14 protein-coding genes and 1 tRNA gene are annotated in these 14,886 nt (G+C 68.6%); 3 read left to right on the top strand and 12 right to left on the bottom strand.

Annotated features, from left to right (window positions below):
- From KIT86_RS09630 to KIT86_RS09680, 11 genes are all read right to left on the bottom strand, one after another.
- Window positions 1-938: glycosyltransferase (locus KIT86_RS09630; RefSeq protein ID WP_297397687.1), on the bottom strand; the 938-nt coding region annotated here is incomplete at its 3' end.
- A gap of 50 nt (window positions 939-988) precedes the next feature.
- The gene (locus KIT86_RS09635; RefSeq protein ID WP_297397689.1) at window positions 989-2,560 is read right to left on the bottom strand and encodes a glucan biosynthesis protein G; all 1,572 of its coding nucleotides are present in this window, start codon (window positions 2,558-2,560) and stop codon (window positions 989-991) included.
- Window positions 2,561-2,750: 190 nt separating this feature from the next.
- A complete protein-coding gene (locus KIT86_RS09640; RefSeq protein WP_297397691.1) occupies window positions 2,751-4,160 on the bottom strand; it encodes a sigma 54-interacting transcriptional regulator in 1,410 nt (469 codons plus the stop codon).
- The gene (locus KIT86_RS09645; protein WP_297397694.1) at window positions 4,157-4,843 is read right to left on the bottom strand and encodes a hypothetical protein; all 687 of its coding nucleotides are present in this window, start codon (window positions 4,841-4,843) and stop codon (window positions 4,157-4,159) included. The genes KIT86_RS09640 and KIT86_RS09645 overlap by 4 nt, the downstream gene beginning before the upstream one ends.
- Window positions 4,833-6,251, bottom strand: a complete 1,419-nt coding sequence (locus KIT86_RS09650) for an ATP-binding protein (RefSeq protein ID WP_297397696.1) — start codon at window positions 6,249-6,251, stop codon at window positions 4,833-4,835. Before KIT86_RS09650 ends, KIT86_RS09645 begins: the two co-directional genes overlap by 11 nt.
- A 7-nt stretch (window positions 6,252-6,258) precedes the next feature.
- Window positions 6,259-7,614, bottom strand: coding sequence for a tRNA (N6-isopentenyl adenosine(37)-C2)-methylthiotransferase MiaB (gene miaB, locus KIT86_RS09655; protein WP_297397698.1), 1,356 nt, complete (start codon window positions 7,612-7,614; stop codon window positions 6,259-6,261).
- Window positions 7,615-7,705: 91 nt separating this feature from the next.
- Window positions 7,706-8,137, bottom strand: coding sequence for a hypothetical protein (locus KIT86_RS09660; protein WP_297397701.1), 432 nt, complete (start codon window positions 8,135-8,137; stop codon window positions 7,706-7,708).
- Between the two features lie 37 nt (window positions 8,138-8,174).
- Entirely contained in the window at window positions 8,175-8,819 is a 645-nt protein-coding gene (locus KIT86_RS09665; protein WP_297397703.1) for a class I SAM-dependent methyltransferase, read from the bottom strand.
- Between the two features lie 19 nt (window positions 8,820-8,838).
- A complete protein-coding gene (locus KIT86_RS09670) occupies window positions 8,839-9,399 on the bottom strand; it encodes a YaeQ family protein (RefSeq protein ID WP_297397705.1) in 561 nt (186 codons plus the stop codon).
- 103 nt (window positions 9,400-9,502) lie between these two features.
- Window positions 9,503-9,579 (bottom strand) — tRNA-Met (locus KIT86_RS09675).
- A 36-nt stretch (window positions 9,580-9,615) separates the two neighbouring features.
- On the bottom strand, window positions 9,616-10,404 hold the full coding sequence (locus KIT86_RS09680; protein ID WP_297397706.1) for an enoyl-CoA hydratase: 789 nt from the start codon (window positions 10,402-10,404) through the stop codon (window positions 9,616-9,618).
- 143 nt (window positions 10,405-10,547) lie between these two features.
- Between KIT86_RS09680 and KIT86_RS09685 the strand changes: the two genes are divergently transcribed.
- Genes KIT86_RS09685 through paaK form a run of 3 tightly spaced genes read left to right on the top strand, consistent with a single transcriptional unit; the run spans window position 10,548 to window position 13,080 of the window.
- Complete coding sequence (locus KIT86_RS09685; RefSeq protein WP_297397708.1) at window positions 10,548-11,345, top strand: enoyl-CoA hydratase-related protein; 798 nt, start codon at window positions 10,548-10,550, stop codon at window positions 11,343-11,345.
- A gap of 2 nt (window positions 11,346-11,347) precedes the next feature.
- A complete protein-coding gene (gene paaI, locus KIT86_RS09690) occupies window positions 11,348-11,788 on the top strand; it encodes a hydroxyphenylacetyl-CoA thioesterase PaaI (protein WP_297397711.1) in 441 nt (146 codons plus the stop codon).
- Complete coding sequence (gene paaK / locus KIT86_RS09695; protein ID WP_297397712.1) at window positions 11,785-13,080, top strand: phenylacetate--CoA ligase PaaK; 1,296 nt, start codon at window positions 11,785-11,787, stop codon at window positions 13,078-13,080. Before paaI ends, paaK begins: the two co-directional genes overlap by 4 nt.
- Here paaK and KIT86_RS09700 read toward each other — a convergent pair.
- Window positions 13,077-14,852, bottom strand: coding sequence for a peptidase M61 (locus KIT86_RS09700; protein WP_297397783.1), 1,776 nt, complete (start codon window positions 14,850-14,852; stop codon window positions 13,077-13,079). The genes paaK and KIT86_RS09700 overlap by 4 nt on opposite strands.
- Window positions 14,853-14,886 lie beyond the last annotated feature (34 nt).

Below are 14,886 nucleotides of genomic sequence, written 5' to 3' on the forward strand. Positions count from 1 at the left end.
TGCTGCGCGCGCGCATGCAGGGTGGCGTGGCCAATGGCCTGGGTGGCGGTCTGGACGATGCCGGCCCTGGGGTTGGCTTCCATCAGCTTGACCATGGACACCAGGCAGTTGCCGCTCATGACGCTGTCGGCGTCGAGCACCACCATGTAGCGGTAGTCCTTGCCCCAGCGACGGCAGAAGTCGGCCACGTTGCCGGCCTTGCGGTGCGTGCGGCGCGTGCGCAGGCGGTAGTACACCTCGATCGGCGGCAGTTCGGGCTGCGCGGCCAACGCGGCGCGCAGGTCTTCCCAGGCCTTGCGTTCGGCCTGGGCGATCTCGGGGTTGTAGCTGTCGGACAGCACGAACACGTCGAACTGGCCGGCGTGGCCGGTGGCCGCGAGCGACTCGCAGGTGGCGCGCAGGCCGGCGAACACGGTGGCCACGTCTTCGTTGCAGATCGGCATGATGATCGCGGTGCGCGCATCGGGGTTCATGGCGTGGTCTTTCACGTCGGCCGCGCGCAGCGTGTGGCGGTCACCGAACAGCGAGACCCAGAACCCCATGAGCGCCGTCACGAAGCCGGTGACGACCCAGGCCGAGAGCAGGCTGAACAGCGCCAGCTGGCCATATTGCAGCCAGGCGTTGTGGTGCTCCGGTTGCGCGTCGGCGAACAGGGTGGTGGCGAAAGCGGTGCTCAGCACGGTGAGCAGCGCGAACACGAGGCGTCGGCGGTTGGCCGCGCTCTGCCAGGCCATGGGCGCTTCGGCGACCTCCGACGACGCCGCGGGCGGCGTGCGCGGGGGCAGCACGCGGCTGGCCGTGCTCAGCAGCGCGGTGCCGATGCTGTTCCAGAAGCCGCGCCAGGGGCGCGGCACCATGGAGCCTCGGTTGATCGGCGGTGCCGTGACGGAGTTGGGATGGCGCTCCTGGCGCAGCTGGGTCAAGGCATGCTGGGGCATGGGGAGGCTTTCAGGCGTCGCACCGAGGTGCGAACTGGGGTGGGCCGTGCTCATTCGGGAAGCAGCAGATGTGTCCATGTTTCGCTCACGGTGTCGTTGTGGTGTTGAAGAAAAGCGCGCAGCTCGACCGGCTGGGCCGGGTCCACGCGCTCGACGCGCACGGTCACGCGCCAGGTGCGCGTGGCGGGATTCGGGTAGGCCAGGGTTTCGAGCACGCGGCCGTTGGCATTGGCCGTGACCACTGCCTTGACCGGCGCACCGGCGGGCAGGCTGTCCAGCGCCGGGCCGGCGAAATCGATCACGTACTGGGGCTGGCGGGCCTGCTCGGCCGGCGAGAGCCGGGTAAAGCCATAGCCCTTGCGGGTCTGGGTGACCCAGCTCGACGGGGGGCGCTGCTGGGTGTCACCCTGCCAGGCCAGTTCGTAGCTCAGCTCCAGCGGCTGGCCGGCGGCAGGCAGCTGGGCGGGCACCCAGTAGGCGACGATGTTGTCGTGCGTCTCGTCGGGAGTGGGCAGCTGCACCAGCTCCACGCGGCCCGCGCCCCAGTCGCCCATCGGTTTGACCCAGGCGCTCGGGCGGCGCTCGTAGCGCGCTTCCACGTCTTCATAGTTGGCAAAAGCGCGGTCGCGCTGCATCAGGCCAAAGCCGCGCGGATTCTGCAGCGTGAAGGAGCTGACCGTGACCGCCTTGGGACGCTGCAGCGGGCGCCACAGCCACTCGCCTTCGCCGCTGACCATCATCAGGCCGTCGGAGTCGTGCACTTCCGGGCGGAAGTCGCCCGGCAGGGGCTGGTTCTCGCCGGAGAGGAACATGCTGGTGAGCGGCGCGATGCCCAGGGTGTTCACGGGACCGGCGCCGGCACGAAGGAACACGCGTGCCGTCACCGTGGTGGTGGTCTGCTGGCCGGGACGGATGACGAAGCGGTAGGCGCCGGTGGCGCGAGGCGATTCGAGCAGTGCGAACACCGTGACCTCGGTCGCGCCCGCTGCCGGGCGCTGCAGCCAGAACTCGGAGAAGCGCGGGAATTCTTCGCCGCTGCCGCCCACGGTGTCGATGGCCAGGCCGCGGGCCGAGAGGCCGTATTGCTGGCCCGCGCCGAGCGCACGGAAGTAGCTCGCGCCCTGGAACACGATCAGCTCGTCCTTGTAGGCCTGGCCGTTGAGCGGATAGTGCAGGCGGAAGCCAGCGTGGCCGAGGTCGCCCCAGCGGCTGGTGTCGAAGGTGTTCTTGCCGTAGTCGAAATCGGTGCCCCGGTAGGGCAGGTGGTTCACCGTGCCGTCGGCCGTCAGCTCGTGGATGCGCACCGGTTCGGTCTGGTACAGGCCGAGGTGGAAAAACTGGGCCTCGAAGGGCAGGTTCTGTGCGCGCCAGACGGATTGGTCGGTCTTGAACCGGATGTCGCGCAACTGGTCGTAGGTGATGGTCGCAAGCTCGGCGGGCAGCTTGTCGCTGTTTGCCTGAAAGGGCTGCTGGGCACGCGCCTTGGCGACCTGCGTGATGTGATCCCAGTCAACGCGCTGCGCGTGGGCCGACGCCCCGCAGAACACGGCCAGCAGGGCGCCGAGCACACCCCAGCCGCGCAGGCGGCGGGTGGTGAAAAAAGGGCGAATCGTGAAGGGCATGCCGGTATAAGGGCAAACCCTGTGCCAACCTGAAAAAACCGAATCAGATCAACGGCTTTTCAGGTATCCAGATGTGTATCCGCCGTTTCGCCGCGGCAGAAGGCCTTTTCAGGCCGGTTTTTGTCGCCGAATGGCGACAGGTGGGACCTTCGTTCAGGAAAAGTCCAGTAAAAACAAGGGCTTGGCCTTGTCACTCTTCGGCGACAGCCTCGCTGGCGGCGCCGGGCGAGTCGCTCTTGAACAGCCCCGGGGTGAGGGCGTGTTTTTGCAGCAGGCGGTAGAACTCGGTGCGGTTGCGCTGCGCCAGTCGGGCCGCGTCGGCCACGTTGCCGTCGGTCATCTTGAGCAGGTCCACCAGGTACTCTCGCTCGAACCGCTGTTTGGCGTCGGCGAAGCTGAGCACCTCGATCGACGGCGTGCGCAGCGCGCGCTGCACCAGCGCGAGCGAGACCAGCGGCGTGGTCGACAGGGCGCAGACCTGCTCCACCACGTTGTAGAGCTGGCGCACGTTGCCAGGCCAGGCCGCCATGGTGAGCGCCTTGAGCGCTTCCGGGGCGAACCCCGAACTGCGCTTGCCGTACTTGGCCGCCAGCCGAGCCAGGAAGTGGTTGGCCAGCAACGCGATGTCCTCGCGCCGCTCGGCCAGGGTCGGCAGCGTGAGCGTGACCACGTTGAGCCGGTAGTAAAGGTCCTCGCGGAACTGGCCGGCGGCCATCGCGTCTTCCAGGTCGCGGTGGGTGGCCGAGATGATGCGAACGTCCACCGGCAGCGACTGGCTCGAACCCAGCGGGCGCACCGCGCGTTCCTGCAGCACGCGCAGCAGCTTGACCTGCAGGGCCGGGGGCATGTCGCCGATCTCGTCGAGCAGCAGCGTGCCGCCGTCGGCCGCCTGGAACAGGCCTTTGTGGTTGGCCACGGCGTCGGTGAACGCGCCCTTCATGTGGCCGAACAGCTCGGATTCGAGCAGGGCCTCGGGGATCGCGCCGCAGTTCACCGCGATGAAGGGGCGGTTGGCGCGCGCGCTGGCCTTGTGGATGGCGCGCGCCAGCATTTCCTTGCCGGTGCCGGAGTCGCCGCGCAGCAGCACGCTGGCGTCGGACTGAGCGACCATGCGCGCCTCGGCCAGCAGGTCGGCCATGCGGTTGGATCGGCTCACGATTTCGCTGCGCCAGGCCTCGTCCACATGGGTGCTCTGGTGCGCGGGCGCGCCCAGGGCGAGCGCCTGCGCGATCTTCTCCAGCAGCTCCTTGGCGTCGTAGGGCTTGGTGAGGTAGGTGAACACGCCGCGCGCCGTGGCCTCCACCGCGTCGGGGATGGTGCCGTGCGCGGTCAGCAGGATCACCGGCAGCGAGGGGTGGCGCGCGCGGATCTCGTCGAACAGGGCCAGGCCGTCCCGCCCGGGCAGTCGCACGTCGGAGAGCACGAGCTGGGGGCGCTCGATGTCGAGCTGGCTGAGCGCGGCCTCGGCCGAACCCACCGAGGTGACCTGGTAGCCCGCTGCGCCCAGGCGCATGGCCAGCAGGCGCAGCATGTCGGCGTCGTCGTCGACGACGAGCAGCCGCGCGCGTGGGGCCGAAGGCCGCTGGGGGCTGGCGTTCATGGCGCCGTCGGGCGCGCGCCGTTGGGCGCGGCCGCCGGTGGGCGTGTGGTGAGGCTGCGCTCGATGGCGCGCATGGCCTCCAGCCGCTCATTGAGCTGGTCAATGCGGCGCTGGCTGTCGCGCAGTTGCTGGGCCTGGCGGTCGGCGGTTTCTTCCAGCTTGCGCTGGTCCAGCAGGCGGTTGGCGAGCAGCCGGGCCAGCGGCTTGAGCGGCAGGCTCTCCGGGCCAGGGTGGGCGATCACGCGCTGGAACAGGCCAAGCGCGCGCGCGGTATCGGCCGGCTGGCGCAGCTGGGTCAGCGCCAAGGCCAGTTGCATCTGGCGCAGTGCCACATTGCCGGGGTCGCCCTGCACCACGATCTCGGCGGCGAGGTCGGCCGGACTGAGGGCGTGCAACCGGTCTGCGTAGCTCAACAGAGCCGTCACCACATCGGGCACCGGGGCCGTCTCCCCGCTGAGCACCACGGGCGGCTGCGCGGGCGGTGCCGTCACCGGCGTCACGCGCGGCGGCGTGGCGGCCTCGGTGGGCGCGGGCGGCTGGCTCACCTGAATGGAGATCGTGCCGCTGTCCGCGCTCTCGCGCGCCGGCGTGGTGCCGCAGGCGGTCTGCGACAGGGCCAGCGCCACGGCGAGGCCAGCCAGGCGCCCTGCAGGGCGGTGGGGGTGGGATGGGCTAGTGGGCATGGGGCAGTTCGATGCGGAAGTGGGCACCCTGGCGCTGGGGCAGCAGGGTGATGCGGCCCCCGTGGGCCAGAATGTACTCGTGCACGATGGACAAGCCGATGCCGGTGCCGCGCACGGCACCCGTCGGCTGGCGTTCGCCACGGTAGAAGGGCTCGAAGATCCGGTCGCGGTCGGCCTCGGCCACACCTGGCCCCTGGTCCACGATGTCGATGCAGGCGCGGCCCGGCAGGTCCAGCAGCACGAGGCGGATGTGGCCGCCCGGTGGCGAGAACCGGATCGCGTTGGACAGCAGGTTGCCCACCGCCGAGGCGATCTTCTCGCGGTCCAGCGGCATCGTGGTCGGCACGCCTTCGACGCGCACGTTCAGCGACTGGGCCTGCCACTGCAGCCGCTGCGTGTCCACCTGGTCCTCGAGCAGCGCCAGCAGGTCGGTGCGCTCCCGCTTGAGCTGGCGGGCCTCGAAGGCCGCCGCGTTGAAGCGCAGCAGCGCTTCGATCTGGTGCTGCAGCAGTTGCGTGTTGTGCTGCAGGATGTTGACCACCTCGGCCTGGCTGGGGTTGAGCGCGCCGGCCACGCCATCACCCAGCACCGCCACGCCTTCGTGCAGCGAGGCCAGCGGCGTCTTGAGCTCGTGCGAGATGTGGCGCAAGAAACGCGCCTTGTCGGCATCGAGTTCGGTCAGCCGCAGCCGCAGCCATTCGAGCTGCTGGCTCACGCGGCGCACGTCGGACGGCCCCGGAATGTCGATCGGCACGTCGAGCTGGTTCTCGCCCAAACCCTGGATGGCTTTCTCCAGCCGCTTGAATGGCCGTGCAAGCCAGATGCCGAAGGCCAGGGCCAGGATGGCCGCGATGCCGATGGAGCCCACCACCTGCTGCGTGAGTTCCTGCCGGCTGGTCTCGAAGCGCGCCTGCAGGGCCTCGTTGCGGCTGGTGATGATGGACTGCACCTTCTGTGCGATGGACGCGCTGTGACCATCGATCTCGCGGAAGACCTGGGCCACCTCGCGCTCGCGGTCCAGCGCGGTCTCGGGCGGCCCGTCCAGCAGCACGGTGATGGCGTCCAGCCGGTCGCGCCAGTTGTAGGCGAAGTCGGGTGGCAGTTCGTTGTCTTCCAGTCGGCGCAGGATGTCGCGCGCGTTGCCGGCGGCTTCGTCGAAGCGCTGGCGCAGTTGCCGGTCGCGCAGCACCAGCGACTGGCGCGCCGCGCGCTCCATGGTCAGACTGCGTTCGGACAGCGACTGCGCCGCCGTCGACAGCGCGATGGCCTGCGCCGCGCTCTCGCGGCTTTGCGCCATGAGGGTTTCGAGCGAGAACAGCGCACGCACCGCCGCCACGCCGAGCAGCGCCCCGATCAGCAGGAAGGCGACCAGCAGCAGCTGCTGGAAGGAGAAGCGCAGCGGTTTCACGGGAACGTCAGGCCGCCTCGCGCACCAGCACCTCGCCGCGCAACGAATGCGGGCGGGCCTCGGTGATGCGCACGTCGAGCATCTGGCCGATCAGGCGCTCGGCCTGCGGGCCGCCATCGAAGTTGACGATGCGGTTGCACTCGGTGCGTCCCATCAGTTCGGGTTCGCCGTTCTTGCCTGGGCGGCGCGAGCGGCCTTCCACGAGGATGCGCTGCACCGTGCCTTCGCGGCTGCTGCTGATGCGGCGCACGTTCTCCTCGATCACGGCCTGCAGGTGCTGCAGCCGCTTGAGCTTGACCTCGTGCGGCGTGTCATCGGTGAGGTTGGCCGCTGGCGTGCCCGGGCGCGGGCTGAAGATGAAGCTGAAGCTGGTGTCGAAACCCACGTCGGTGATGAGCTTCATCATTTTCTGGAAGTCGTCCTCGGTCTCGCCGGGGAAGCCGACGATGAAGTCGCTGCTCATGGCCAATTCGGGCCGGATCGCGCGCAACTTGCGGATGGTGCTCTTGTATTCCATGGCGGTGTAGCCGCGCTTCATCGCCATCAGGATGCGGTCGCTGCCGTGCTGCACCGGCAGGTGCAGGTGGTTCACCAGCTGCGGAATCCTGCCGTAGGCCTCGATCAGGCGCGGCGTGAACTCGTTGGGGTGGCTGGTGGTGTAGCGGATGCGTTCGATGCCGGGAATCTCGGCCACGTACTCCAGCAGCAGGGCGAAGTCGGCGATCTCGCTGGTATCGCCCATCGCGCCGCGGTAGGCGTTCACGTTCTGGCCCAGCAGCGTCACCTCCTTCACGCCCTGGTCGGCCAGACCCGCCACCTCCACCAGCACGTCGTCGAAGGGACGGCTCACCTCTTCGCCGCGCGTGTAGGGCACCACGCAGTAACTGCAGTACTTGGAGCAGCCTTCCATGATGGACACGAAGGCCGAGGCACCCTCCACCTTGGCCGGCGGCAGGTGATCGAATTTCTCGATCTCGGGAAAGCTGATGTCCACCTGCGGCAGCGCCTGGCGCGCGCGCTGGTTGAGCAGTTCGGGCAGGCGGTGCAGGGTCTGGGGGCCGAACACCACGTCCACGTAGGGCGCGCGCTTGATGATCTCGGCACCTTCCTGGCTGGCCACGCAGCCGCCCACGCCGATCAGCACGCCTTTTTCCTTGAGGTGTCTCACGCGCCCGAGGTCGCTGAAGACCTTTTCCTGTGCCTTCTCGCGCACCGAGCAGGTATTGAAAAGGATGAGGTCGGCCTCCTCCACGTCCTGCGTCGGTTCGTAGCCTTGCGCGGCGCCCAGCACGTCGGCCATCTTGTCCGAGTCGTACTCGTTCATCTGGCAGCCGAAGGTTTTGATGAAGACTTTTTTGCTCATGGGGAATTCCATTCGGGAAAGGGCGCCGCGCCGCGGGCGCACGCCATGGGCGCGGCCGCGGCCACGGCGGCCGCAGCAGGCGCTGGGAGACTCAGTTCGTGGTGCGTGCCGGCGTGCCGGCGGGCAGGGTCTGTTGCGACTCGAAAACGAAGTTGCGCTGCGTGCCGTAGCCCGGGCGCTTGACCTTCGCTTCGGCCTCGGTCAGCAGCCAGACCTGGTGGACCTGGCCGCGCTGGTCGAGGGTGTAGTTCACCACCAGCTCCTGACGGATCAGGCTGGAGGACATGACCAGCTTGTTGGTGCTGTCGAGAATGCGCGCGCCCGGGGCGAAGCGCGTGTCGCGGTCGTCCATGGTCACCAGCGGCGGTTGCACCACCACCATGGTGCCGCGCAGCGCCTTGGCCGGGAACTCGCGTTGCACGGCCTGGGCGTGGGCGGCGCTCGTGGGAAGCAGGAGGGCGGCGGCGAGCGCGGTGCTCAGGCCGGCGAGGGTGGCCACGAGGGCGGGTGGGCAGCGGTTCATGGTATGTGTCCAGAGGCTGTGGGGAGAGGCGATTGTCTCACGCGGGGGCGGTGCGCTTTTGCATCAGAACCACGTTGGCGCCGGGCACTTCGCAATGCCAGCCATGGTGCTGCGCCAGCCAGCGCAGCGTGGTCTCGCGGTAGAACACCACGTGGGTCGGGTCGCGCCGGTAATGCCACTGCGCGAAGCGCGCGTCGTCGGTCTGGAAGCGCGTCATCAGCGCCAGCCAGCCACCCGGGCGCAGCATGGCGTCCAGGCGCCGGAACTCGGCGGCGGGCTGGTGAAAGTGCTCGGCCACCTCGGTGCAGGTGATGAAGTCGTGCGGCGTGGCCAGCGCGGCCTGGTCGGGGTGGAAGAAGGGGTCGTACAGCGCCACGGTGTGCCCCGCCTCGCGCAGCATGGTGGCCAGGACCGGGCCGGGCCCACAGCCGTAGTCGAGGCCGCTGCGCCCGGGGGCCAGGCGCTGCAGCAGCGGGGTGGCCACCTGGGAGAGGAAGGCTCGGTAGCCCGCGTCGTCCCCCGTGTTGCGGTGCAGTTCGTACTCGGCGCGCTCGGCTTGGCGCGAGGGCCGGTGTTCAGGAAAAAGAAAGGTGGCCTCGCAGCGCGTGCAGCGGCCGTAGGCGCGCTCGCCGATGACCTGGAATGCCCGGCCATCGGGGCCTTCGCAGACGGGGCAGCGCATGGCGCGAAGTCCGGCGGGGCTACTTCCAGCGCACGGGCTCGATGTGCACGCTGCCGCGTTCGCTGGAGAGCGTGAGCGCGCCTTCCTGCACCGTGGCCTGCAGTTGCATGCTGCGCTCGGCGAGTTGCGCCAGCGCGGGCGCCACCTCGGTCGGCAGGCGCCAGGCCTGCAGGCGGTCGAGCCGCGTGAGCTTGCCCTCGATGCCGCGCCACCACACATCGGCCGCGCTGCCGAAGGCGTAGACCACCACCGCGTCGGCCTTGCTGCACGCCTTGGCCAGCGGCTTGTCCTCCGGCTGGCCGACTTCGATCCACAGGCGCTTGCGGCCGGTGAAGTCCGTCAGCGACACGTCCGGGTCGTCCGGGTCGGAGAGTCCGGCACCGAAGGCCAGCGTGCCGTCGCCCCGGCAGGTGTCCTGCAGCTCGTGGGCATGCAGCGCCATCGCCACCAGACGGACCATCATGCGTTCGTCCGTCTCGCTGGGATGGCGGGCCAGGGTGAGCGCGTGGTCGGCGTAGTAGCCGTGGTCGATGTCGGCGATCTGCAGATTCGCCTTGAAGATGGTGGATTTGAGTGCCATGAGCGAAACACCCCCCGCGTCGCCTCCGGCTGGCTCCGCGCCGCGAAAATGGATTGGAATGAAAAAAGCGGGTCCCGTTGCCGGAACCCGCTTTTTGAGATGCTGGTGGCGATAGGTGGACTTGAACCACCGACATCAGCATTATGAATGCTGCGCTCTAACCAACTGAGCTATATCGCCAGCGAAGCGCGCATTATAGCCAGAATTTTTGGCGGTTCAGCGGTGCTGGAAAACCGGCTTGCGCTTGTTGACGAAGGCGTCCATGCCTTCCTTCTGGTCTTCGGTGGCGAACATCGCATGAAACAGGCGGCGCTCGAACATCACGCCATCGGACAGCGTGCCCTCGAAGGAGCGGTTCACCGCCTCCTTGGCGGCCATCACGCTGGGCAGCGAGAGCCCGCAGATCACCAGCGCGGCACCCAGGGCCTCGTCCATCAGCTTGTCCAGAGGCACCACGCGGCTGACCAGCCCGGCGCGCTCGGCCTCGGTGGCGTCCATCATGCGGCTGGTGAGCACCATGTCCATGGTCTTGGCCTTGCCCACCGCGCGCGGCAGGCGCTGCGTGCCGCCCGCGCCGGGGATGATGCCCAGCTTGATCTCAGGCTGGCCGAACTTGGCGTTGTCGGCCGCGATGATGAAGTCGCACATCATGGCCAGCTCGCAGCCACCGCCCAGGGCGAAGCCGCTCACGGCCGCGATCACCGGCTTGCGGATGCTGCGGATGGTTTCCCAATTGCGCGTGATGTAGTCGCCGTTGTAGACGTCGGCGAAGGTGTAGGTGGCCATGGCGCCGATATCGGCGCCCGCCGCGAAGGCCTTCTCGCTGCCAGTGACGATCATGCAGCCGATGCCCTCGTCCGCGTCGAAGGCCTTGAGCGCCGCGCCCAGCTCGTCCATGAGCTGGTTGTTCAGCGCGTTGAGCTGCTTGGGCCGGTTGAGCGTGACGATGCCCACGCGACCTTCAGTGCGCACGGTGATGCATTCGGGTGGGGTGGCGGCGGTCATGGTGTCTCCTGGGGCAATGGCGTCGGGTTGAAAGCCCACCACTATATCGGGCCCGCCCCCCGGGAAAACATTAACCGACCGATTGGTTGGCTAATGGTAAATTGCGACCCATTGCCCAAAGACCACACTGGAGACCCACCGACATGAGCAGCAACGCCACCGTGGTGTACGAAGAGCGAGGGGCCGTGGCCCTGGTCACGCTCAACCGCCCCGAAGCCCTGAACAGCTTCACCCGCCAGATGCACCGCGAGCTTTGGGCCGCGCTGGACCGCGCCGAGGCCAACCCGGCGGTGCGCGCGCTGGTGCTCACCGGTGCGGGGCGCGGTTTCTGCGCCGGTGCCGATCTGGCCGAATTCGATTTCGAGCCCGGCCCTGATCTGGTCAAGCGCGCCGACCCCGGCCCCGTGATCGAGCAGGCCTTCAACCCCACGGCGCGCCGTCTGCAGGGGCTGCGCATGCCCACCATCGCCGCCGTCAACGGGGTGGCGGCGGGCGCGGGCGCCTCGCTGGCCATGACCTGCGACATTGCCATCGCCGCTTCGGGGGCGAGCTTCATCCAGGCTTTCAGCAAGATCGGGCTGGTGCCCGACGCCGGCGGCAGCTGGTTCCTGGTCGAGCGCCTGGGCCTGGCGCGCGCCATGGCTCTGGCGATGACGGGCGACAAACTGCCGGCCGCACAGGCCAGGGAATGGGGCCTGGTCTGGGACGTGTCCGATGACTGCGTGGGCGCGGCGATGGCCCTGGCCGCGCGCCTGGCCACCATGCCCACCAAGGCGCTGGTGGCCACGCGAGCCCTGCTGCGCGAGGCCGGCACGCGCACGCTGGATCAGCAGCTTGACGTGGAGCGCGACACCCAGTCGGCCCTGGGCCGCACGCACGACTACATCGAAGGCGTGATGGCGTTCCGCGAGAAGCGCCCGGCGCAGTTCAAGGGCGAATGACGATGAGCCCCGAAGACAAAGCCCGCAAGGTCGGCGAGACCATGTTCGCGGTGGACACCGCGAGCAAGGACACCATGGGCATGGAACTGCTGGCCTGCGAACCCGGGCGCGCCATGATGCGCATGGCCGTGCGCCCGCTGCACCTCAACGGTCACCAGATCTGCCACGGCGGCTTCATCTTCACGCTGGCCGATTCCACTTTCGCCTTTGCCTGCAACAGCCACAACCGCAACGCCGTTGCGGCCGGCTGCAGCATCGAGTTCCTGCGGCCCGCGCACGCCGGCGACGTGCTCACCTGCGAGGGTGTGGAACAGACCTTGTCGGGGCGCCACGGCATCTACGACATGCGGGTGAGCAACCAGCGCGGTGAAGTGGTTGCGATGTTCCGCGGCAAGAGCGCCGTGATCGCCGGTACCGTGTTTCCCGAGGACCAGCAGCCATGAACACCTTTCCTCTCGAACCCATCGAAAGAGCGGGCATCGACGAGCTGCGCGCGCTGCAGCTCAAGCGGCTGCAGGCCACGCTGCGCCACGCGTACCAGAACTCGCGCGTGTACCGCGCGAAGTTCGATGCGGCCGGCGTGCATCCGGACGACTGCCGCAGCCTGGCTGACCTGGCGAAGTTCCCCTTCACCACCAAGAAGGACTTGCGCGACAGCTATCCCTTCGACATGTTCGCGGTGCCGCGCGAACAATGCGCGCGCATCCATGCCAGCAGCGGCACCACCGGCAAACCGACGGTGGTTGGTTACACGCTCAAGGACATCGACACCTGGGCCACGGTCATGGCGCGCAGCATCCGCGCCAGCGGCGCCCGCCCGGGCGACCTGGTGCACGTGAGCTACGGGTACGGGCTGTTCACTGGCGGCCTGGGCGCGCACTACGGCGCCGAGAAGCTGGGCCTGACGGTGGTGCCCTTCGGCGGCGGCCAGACCGAGCGGCAGGTGCAACTGATCCAGGACTTCCGGCCCGACATCATCATGGTCACGCCAAGCTACATGCTGGCGATCGCCGACGAGTTCGAGCGCCAGGGCGTGAACCCGCGCGAGAGCAGCCTGCGCCTGGGTATCTTTGGCGCCGAGCCCTGGACCAACGACATGCGCCTGGCGATCGAGCAGCGCATGGGCATCGATGCGGTGGACATCTACGGCCTGTCCGAAGTGATGGGGCCGGGCGTGGCCAACGAGTGCGTGGAAACCAAGGACGGACCGACGATCTGGGAGGACCATTTCTACCCCGAGATCATCGACCCCGACACCGGCGAGCCGGTGCCCGACGGCGAGATGGGCGAGCTGGTGTTCACCAGCCTGACCAAGGAGGCGCTGCCCATCATCCGCTACCGCACGCGCGACCTCACGCGCCTGCTGCCCGGCACGGCGCGTCCCATGCGCCGCATGGAGAAGATCACCGGCCGCAGCGACGACATGATGATCGTGCGTGGCGTCAACGTGTTCCCCACGCAGATCGAGGAACTCATCCTCAAGCGCGCGGAACTCAGCGCGCACTACCAGTGCGTGCTCACGCGCCAGGGGCCGATGGACGACCTCACCGTGGTGGTGGAGACGCGCGCCGGCCTGGCGCCCGAGAGCGACGAGGCGCAAAGCGCCGCACGCCTGCTCCAGCACGACATCAAGGTCTTCGTGGGCAGCAGCGTGACGGTGCAGCTCAAACCGGAAGGCGGCGTGGAGCGCAGCCAGGGCAAGGCCAAGCGCGTGCTGGATCAGCGAGGGCGCTAGTTCAGCCAGCCGCCGAGCTTGGCCGCATCGTCCACCGCCAGCCGGACGGTGAAGGACTCGGTCGGCCAGTCCAGCGGCAGGCGCAGCAGGCGCTTGTCGCGCGAAACCAGCGCGGTCATGCGGGTGCGCCGCGCACGCAGGGGGGGCAGCTCGTCGAGCTTGTGGAGGCGCCAGGCTTCGGCCTCGCCGCCGCGCTGTGCGGGGGCGAACTCCACGCCCAGCCACTCGTCGTTCGCGGCCATGCCGGCCGCCTCGGCCGCGCCGCCGCGCAGCACGGTCTTGAGCACCACGTTGCCGCCGGTCTCGCTCACCCGCAGGCCCAGCTGCTGCGCCAGCGGCGCCTTGTCGTGCGCCACCTTCACCCCGTGGTCCTGCAGCAGGGAAGGCAGTGGCAGCTCGTCGGTGCTGTGCACCCAGGCCGCCATCTCGCCTTCGTAACTGCGCCGGCCCAGGCGCTTGAGCGCACGCAGCACGTCCGCCTCTCGCATCGGGCCGCCTTCGCAGCGCTGCCAGAGTTCGCGCATCACGGCGTCGAGCGAGCTGTGGCCCTCGGCGCGGAGCGTGAGGTCCAGGCACAGCGCCACCAGCGAGCCCTTGGTGTAGTAGCTCACGGTGGCGTTGGGCGTGTTCTCGTTCATGCGGTAGTACTTCACCCACGCATCGAAGCTGGCCTCGGCCACGGTCTGCACCAGGCGGCCGGGCGTCTGCTGCACCTGGTTGATCGTCTTGGCCACCAGCTGCAGGTAGGTCGCATCGTCGATCAGCCCGGCGCGGCGCAGCATCAGGTCGTCGTAGTAGCTGGTGAAGCCCTCGAAGAACCAGAGCAGCTCGGTGTGGTTCTCGGTGTCGTAGTCGTAGCGCGCGAACTCGGCCGGGCGCAGGCGCTTGACGTTCCAGGTATGGAAGTACTCGTGGCTGATCAGGCCGAGCAGGGTGGTGTAGCCGTCGGTGGCCTTGAGGGCGGCGGGCTTCTCGCCCGGCGCGGGCGCGCGCGGCAGGTCGGCGCGCTGGCAGATCAGCGCCGTGGAGTTGCGGTGTTCCAGGCCTCCATAACCGTCGGCGCTGGCATACAGCATGAACACATAGCGCGAGAAGGGCGGGGGTGGCTGGCGATGCCAGAAGGCGATCTGCGTCTCGCAAATCTTGCGGGTGTCTTCGATCAGCCGTTCGCCGTCCATCCACTCGCCTGCGCCGGCCACCACGAAGCGGTGTTCCACACCGCCTGCCGTGAAGCTGGCGCTCCAGAAGCGGCCCATTTCCACCGGGCAATCGGCAAGCTCGTCGTAACCCTCGGCGAGGTAGTGGCCAAAGCCCTGCTCGTCCACGGCCTGCGGCGTGAGGCCGGTGGCGACCTGCCAGCCCCGCGTGGCCTCCCCGGTTGCGAGCTCCAGCGCGTGGGGCAGGTCCTCCTGGCCGAGCACGCGCAGGCACAGGCTGGTGGCGTTGAAGAAACCGCGTGAGGCGTCGAGGAAGGCGGTGCGCACCGAGGCGTCAAAGGCATAGACCTCGTAGCTCAGCTCCAGCGGTTCGCCGGCCTCGGCCAGGATCTGCCAGCGCTGTTTGTCGAGCTGTCTGATGGCGATGGCCTGTCCGTTCTGCCGCGCACGCAGTTGTTGCAGGTGTTGTGAGAACTCGCGCACCAGGTAGCTGCCGGGAATCCACACCGGAAGGGCCACGCGCTGGTTCCTTGCCGGCTGCTCGATGCGCAGCGTGACGGCGAAGAGATGGGCGTGTGCGCTGTGCACCGAGACGGTGTAGCGCACGGCGGCCATGGTGCTCGCGGCCCTGGCCGCCTTCGCCCGGGTG

The sequence above is a fragment of the Hydrogenophaga sp. genome (genome assembly GCF_026125825.1).
In the GTDB taxonomy this organism is placed as follows: domain Bacteria; phylum Pseudomonadota; class Gammaproteobacteria; order Burkholderiales; family Burkholderiaceae_C; genus Hydrogenophaga.

What these genes read in the sequence shown, in the direction of transcription:
- miaB (WP_297397698.1), bottom strand. Translation starts at nt 7,614, where the DNA reads ATGAGCAAAAAAGTCTTCATCAAAACCTTCGGCTGCCAGATGAACGAG.
- KIT86_RS09660 (WP_297397701.1), bottom strand. Translation starts at nt 8,137, where the DNA reads ATGAACCGCTGCCCACCCGCCCTCGTGGCCACCCTCGCCGGCCTGAGC.
- KIT86_RS09640 (WP_297397691.1), bottom strand. Translation starts at nt 4,160, where the DNA reads ATGAACGCCAGCCCCCAGCGGCCTTCGGCCCCACGCGCGCGGCTGCTC.
- KIT86_RS09700 (WP_297397783.1), bottom strand. Translation starts at nt 14,852, where the DNA reads ATGGCCGCCGTGCGCTACACCGTCTCGGTGCACAGCGCACACGCCCAT.
- paaI (WP_297397711.1), top strand. Translation starts at nt 11,348, where the DNA reads ATGAGCCCCGAAGACAAAGCCCGCAAGGTCGGCGAGACCATGTTCGCG.
- KIT86_RS09685 (WP_297397708.1), top strand. Translation starts at nt 10,548, where the DNA reads ATGAGCAGCAACGCCACCGTGGTGTACGAAGAGCGAGGGGCCGTGGCC.
- KIT86_RS09635 (WP_297397689.1), bottom strand. Translation starts at nt 2,560, where the DNA reads ATGCCCTTCACGATTCGCCCTTTTTTCACCACCCGCCGCCTGCGCGGC.
- KIT86_RS09665 (WP_297397703.1), bottom strand. Translation starts at nt 8,819, where the DNA reads ATGCGCTGCCCCGTCTGCGAAGGCCCCGATGGCCGGGCATTCCAGGTC.
- KIT86_RS09670 (WP_297397705.1), bottom strand. Translation starts at nt 9,399, where the DNA reads ATGGCACTCAAATCCACCATCTTCAAGGCGAATCTGCAGATCGCCGAC.
- KIT86_RS09645 (WP_297397694.1), bottom strand. Translation starts at nt 4,843, where the DNA reads ATGCCCACTAGCCCATCCCACCCCCACCGCCCTGCAGGGCGCCTGGCT.
- paaK (WP_297397712.1), top strand. Translation starts at nt 11,785, where the DNA reads ATGAACACCTTTCCTCTCGAACCCATCGAAAGAGCGGGCATCGACGAG.
- KIT86_RS09680 (WP_297397706.1), bottom strand. Translation starts at nt 10,404, where the DNA reads ATGACCGCCGCCACCCCACCCGAATGCATCACCGTGCGCACTGAAGGT.